The 5,170-nt window shown below is 52.0% G+C and carries 5 protein-coding genes; 1 reads left to right on the top strand and 4 read right to left on the bottom strand.

Annotated elements, in window-relative coordinates; all coding sequences use genetic code 11:
• Nucleotides 1-812: calcium-binding protein (locus tag DXZ20_RS04945; RefSeq protein WP_284681660.1), on the top strand; the 812-nt coding region annotated here is incomplete at its 5' end.
• Between the two features lie 150 nt (nt 813-962).
• Here the strand turns inward: DXZ20_RS04945 and DXZ20_RS04940 are convergent.
• The 4 genes from DXZ20_RS04940 to DXZ20_RS04925 form a co-directional block, all read right to left on the bottom strand.
• Nucleotides 963-1,757 carry an ABC transporter permease gene (locus DXZ20_RS04940; protein WP_163696794.1) on the bottom strand — a complete coding sequence of 265 codons (795 nt, stop codon included), beginning with the start codon at nt 1,755-1,757 and terminating at the stop codon, nt 963-965.
• A 4-nt stretch (nt 1,758-1,761) separates the two neighbouring features.
• Nucleotides 1,762-2,445, bottom strand: a complete 684-nt coding sequence (locus tag DXZ20_RS04935) for a response regulator transcription factor (RefSeq protein ID WP_006514894.1) — start codon at nt 2,443-2,445, stop codon at nt 1,762-1,764.
• 26 nt (nt 2,446-2,471) lie between these two features.
• A complete protein-coding gene (locus DXZ20_RS04930) occupies nt 2,472-3,869 on the bottom strand; it encodes a HAMP domain-containing sensor histidine kinase (protein ID WP_163663059.1) in 1,398 nt (465 codons plus the stop codon).
• A 192-nt stretch (nt 3,870-4,061) separates the two neighbouring features.
• Nucleotides 4,062-5,170, bottom strand: a 1,109-nt coding sequence (locus DXZ20_RS04925; protein ID WP_163703400.1) for a CHAT domain-containing protein, incomplete at its 5' end; no start/stop codon positions are given.

The following is a 5,170-nucleotide window of genomic DNA, read 5'->3' as shown; positions in this document are numbered from 1 at the left end:
CTGCTCCCACACCTACGCCTATTCCGGAGCCCCCTGTTCCGCTACCCCCTGCTCCCACACCTACGCCTATTCCGGAGCCCCCTGTTCCTACGCCAGCCCCTCAACCCGACTTACCGCAGCCAGACCTGCCATCACCGCCTATACCCGCACCTTCTCCTACACCAACACCTTCTCCTACACCAACACCTCAGCCTCAAGAGCCCACTCCTAAGCCAGAGCCGCAGCCACCCATAAACAACCCTGACAACAACACTTTAGGTATAGGAACTCCTGGTAATGACAGTATTGAAGTTCGTGATAATACTCAACCCACTGCGGGTGGTTTAGGTGATGATCAGATTTTAGGTAGTGATGGTGATGACATATTGCGCGGCGATCATAATCGGAGAGATCCGGGTGGTCGGGTTGGTGGCGATGATGTTATCTGGGGCCGTCTTGGTAACGATCGCATCGGGGGCAAAGGGGGCAATGATACTCTCTTTGGTGGCGCGGGTGATGATTTGATCTGGGGTGATGATGGCGATGATCTGTTACGGGGTGGCTTAGGCAACGATATTCTCACTGGAGATAATTTTTCTGGAGGTAGCGGTGCGGATAGGTTTATCCTGGCTGCTGGAGAAGGCAGAGATATTATTCGAGATTTTGAAGTCGGGATTGACTTGATTGGTTTAGCCGATGGACTAACCTATGCTGATCTTTCCTTAGGGCAGAGCGGTGATGCCACAGTGATCTCTGTAGATGGAGAGACCCTGGCTCAGGTAAATAACGTGGTTGTCACTGATATGACGAGTGAGATGTTTGTTTTGGTTTAAGTGCACATTCCGGTGTCAGAATCCAGGACCTCACTGACCCCTGACCTCTAATACAAAATCCTGACTGATCGCGCCCGGTACCGCAGGGCATCCACAAGGGAATGCCCCTACCCTGGATGGCATCAGCCATCTCAACAGACTTTTCCAACTCTACTTCTGTTTTTTAGGATCAATGAGTTGCATGGCTTGATTAAAAAACTGTCGCTTGATGGCATAGGCAACCAAGATGGCAGTGGTGAGTGTTGCAAAGGCCAACATAAACATAATCAACATCTGGTAAAGCGCGGCATTCAGGGGGTCAGCTCCCCCTAAAATTTGGCCCGTAATCATGCCGGGTAGGGTGACCAGACCAACAACCATCATGGAATTAACTGTGGGAATCAGACCGGCTTTAATGGCCTCCCTGCGATAGGTTGCGATCGCTTGACTCGGGGTTGCCCCCAAACTCAGGTGGGTTTCAATCTCACCACGATGGTTGCGGAGGGCACTGACTAAACGCTCACCCGTCAAAGACGCCGCTGTCAGAGAATTGCCCAGCACCATACCGGTTAGGGGAATGAGATAGCGGGGTTCATACCAGAGCTCAGGACGCACCACGACCGTCATGGTATAGGTAATCGTCAGGGCCGTGCTGGTTAAAATGGCCCCCCACAGCCATAGCATCAGCCGAGGAATGTCTTTACCAATGCGGTTGCGGGCAGTCAGCGCGGCAACCGTTGTCATCACCAGCAGTACCAGGATAATCAGCCCCGGACTGCGGAGGGTAAACACAATGGATAGAAAAATCCCAACCGCAAACAGCTGCACCACGGTGCGCAGAGTGGCCAGGGTCAGGGTGCTAGCCAGGCCCAGCTGTTGCCAAAAAGATAATCCAATGGCGACAGCAGCTAGCCCCAAGGCCCAGGCAATGCGGATCAGGTCAAGTTCAATGGTGGTTGGGTTCAACGAATCACTCCCGCAGAACGTAACCCACACCGCGCACAGTCTGGATCAAACGCTTTTCGCCCTCTGCCTCTAGCTTCAACCGCAGGTAGCGAATGTAGACCTCAATGATGTTGGAATCCCCCATGAAATCATAGCCCCAGACTTTTTCTAAAATCTGGTCGCGGGTCAGTACCTGCCGAGGATGGGCAATCAGGTAATCTAATAAGTCAAATTCTTTTGCCGTTAGCTCAATGCCACGGTTACCCCGAAACACTTCGCGAGTCTTGCGGTTGAGGGTGAGGGTTTCAAACTGTAACGATTCTGCTTCTTGGGGATCGTTGCGGCGCAGGTGGGCACGGACACGAGCCAATAATTCTTCAATGCTAAAAGGCTTAACGACGTAATCATCCGCTCCGGCATCTAGCCCAGCCACTCGATCGGCCACGTCATCTTTCGCTGTCAAGAAAATGATCGGCATCTGTGCGCCAGTGCTGCGCAGACGGCGACAAACTTCTACGCCAGCCAATCCTGGCATCATCCAGTCGAGCAAAATCAAATCTGGCATGTTGTCGCGGGCGGCCATGAGACCGGACAGGCCATCGTTAGCTACGGCCACATCATAGCCTTCGTAAGAGAGTTCCATTTGCACAAACTTGGCAAGTTGGGTCTCATCCTCTATGACTAATATTTTGGCTGAGGGTTCTGTCATGATGATTGACTCCAGGGATAACCTGACTACGAAGGTAGGCTGACGGTGAATATACTACCTTCACCTGGCTTGGACTGTACCTTAATTTTTCCTCGCATGCCTTCAACTAAAGTTTTAACGATGGATAATCCAAGACCGGTGCCCCCGGTGACCCGTGAACGGTCTTCATCCACTCGGTAAAAGGGCTCAAAAATTTGACTGAGGTCAGCCATGGGAATACCGCGACCGCGATCGCAAATCTGAATCACTGCCCATTCGTCTTCCTGCCTTAATCGTACGGTAACCACCGTACTGGCTTCAGAGTATTTGACGGCATTGCTAATCAAATTAATTAACACCTGCTTCAAGCGATTGCGATCGGCCCTGGCATCGATACCTGAGCTTTGAATATCAGCCTTGACCCGATCGCTAGAATAACCGCACATTTCAATGGTGTTCAAAACCATGTCCTTTAGCGGCAACCGTTCAATGTGGAACCGCATATGGCCACCATCGGCCCGCGCCAAATCCAGCAAATCCTGTAGGAGACGAATTGTCCGGTCCGCTTCCGCAGCCGCAATTTCCAGCCCCTCTCGCTGGGGTTCAGTCAGGGTATTGCAACGACGTAAGGTACTTTGCAAATAGCCGTGTACCAGAGTTAAGGGAGTGCGCAGCTCATGGGACACATCGCTGACAAAACGACGCTGCTGATCCCAGGCTGCTGACAGTCTGCCCAGCATCATGTTGAATGCCTGAGCCAGATCCCGCACTTCGGTCGGAGCCCGGTCAAATTCCAGATGCGTATCTGCCAGATTGTCAGGGGACACATTGGCCGCCAGCTCATTCATCTTACAAATCGGCTTGATGGACTGACGCACATAGATGGCAATCACAATGGCGGATAGACCAATGACCAAAATGCTAGCCAGGGTCAAATCACGATTAACCGCCGCAAAACTGCGCTGGTTTTGGGTAATGTCATCAATTACAAACAGATCTCCTACGAGATTCCCCCTCACCTCCAGGGGACTAATGCAAACAATTAGCTGTCGGCCCTGAATATTGACACTTTCCAGTCGACTTTGGGGAGGCAGATCTAACACGTCTTCTGCCAGGCCATCTTTCTTCCAAGACCCCATTTCAAGGGTATCGGACTGGGCAACGAGCTCTCCTTCTGGGGAACGAATCCAAATGGCCGTATCCGCAGTTGAGCGGTAGTTGATCACCTTTTCCAGGGCCATGGTGGATGGCATTGTTTCGTCCATCCAAGCAACATCCTGGCCAAAGCGCTCGGCAATCTCCAGGGCATTTTCCTTATGCCCCTTAATCAGAATTTGCTGCATTCTAAAATTGCTCCAGGCGGTCATACCACCAAAGCCAAGGATAGATGCCAATACCATGCCAGCAGTGAGGCGAAATTGAATGCAACCTGGATCAAATTTCATTAGAACAACGCACAGAGGGTGACAGCACAGATTAGAACTTTTTTAACTGTCATGACTGTATCTAGGCAAGCTGAGATAATCCTGATAAATCCCCCAGATGACGCTAATAGAAATGGCTGAAAAATGGGTATCGACTTAAGCGGGAAAAACTAAGTTGGGCCAGGAGACAGGAGAAAAACAATTAATATCTCATTACTCTATGGCACCAATCAGGGTAAAAGCAGCCCAGGCAGCCGGATCTTTATACTGTTCACGGGTTGCCAGCATTGCCTGTCGCAGGGCTTGGGCGTTGTCTAACGCCTGTCGCTGTCGGTAAAACTCAATCATCAGCTGGGCAGTGGCATCATCGGGCACCTGCCATAGGGAAACCATGACATTATTGGCTCCAGCTGCTAAAAATGACCGAGATAGACCAATTACGCCATCACCGGTAATCTGCCCACGTCCAGTATCACAGGCGCTGAGCACCACCAAGTCAGCCTGTAGCGATTGCCCGAGTATTTCTTCGGCGGTGAGGAAGCCGTCCTGGTTAGCCGTGGGGGCAAAGGCCAGCGAGCCTTGCAAAGGATTGGATTCATTAAAGAAACCGTGGGTGGCCAGGTGAATCAGCGATGCGGTGGACAACTGTTGTTTAATTGCCGTTTCTGTCGCTGCCTCACCGATCAGTGCCGATGTAGACAACAGATCAGCAATGCCATGGGCTTCGATACCGGCGTGGGGCAAGGGCTGTAACCGTTGGGGCATGGGGCTAGGATTGCCCACCACCAGGGGTTGACTAGCAACCGCCTCGTTATCGCTGTCACTGGTTAACCCTAGAACCTGGATGGCTGGAGCTGTGAGAATGGTGTGATGTTCAATTAGGTCGCTGCCATCTTTTGCCTGAAGGGCTGGAAAGGGCACCAGGAAAAGCTGCTCTTGGGGGACAAAAACAACTCGGGCATTGGGGTCGCTGGGCAGCAAATCTGCCATGGGCTCAATTAATAGCTGGTATAGATCTTGCCAATGCTGACGCTGGGTCAAAACAGTTGCAAAGGCTGAGCTATTAACTTTATAAACTTCGCTTAAGGGCACAACCGGGTTAGGCAGGGCAAAGTCTGGGTGATTGAGGGTGACCGTGCGGGCACGAGGATCGATGGTAACAACCCCGTAGGGGGCCCAATCTTGGGGATCTCCTTCACGGCGCACCTGATCGCCAGGGCGAATCGCCAAAGAGCGACTGGTCTCAAAACCACCACGGATGCCGCTGCGATCGCGACTGGTCTCCACCAGCTTCACCAAGGATGTCCCCTGGGCCTGTAATG

This window comes from Adonisia turfae CCMR0081 (genome assembly GCF_011009555.1).
Classification (GTDB): domain Bacteria; phylum Cyanobacteriota; class Cyanobacteriia; order Phormidesmidales; family Phormidesmidaceae; genus Leptothoe; species Leptothoe turfae.
This window is presented reverse-complemented; position numbering and strand designations above follow the sequence as displayed.

Coding starts and splice junctions, on each gene's coding strand:
- DXZ20_RS04935 (WP_006514894.1), bottom strand. CDS start 2,445: ATGACAGAACCCTCAGCCAAAATATTAGTCATAGAGGATGAGACCCAA.
- DXZ20_RS04930 (WP_163663059.1), bottom strand. CDS start 3,869: ATGAAATTTGATCCAGGTTGCATTCAATTTCGCCTCACTGCTGGCATG.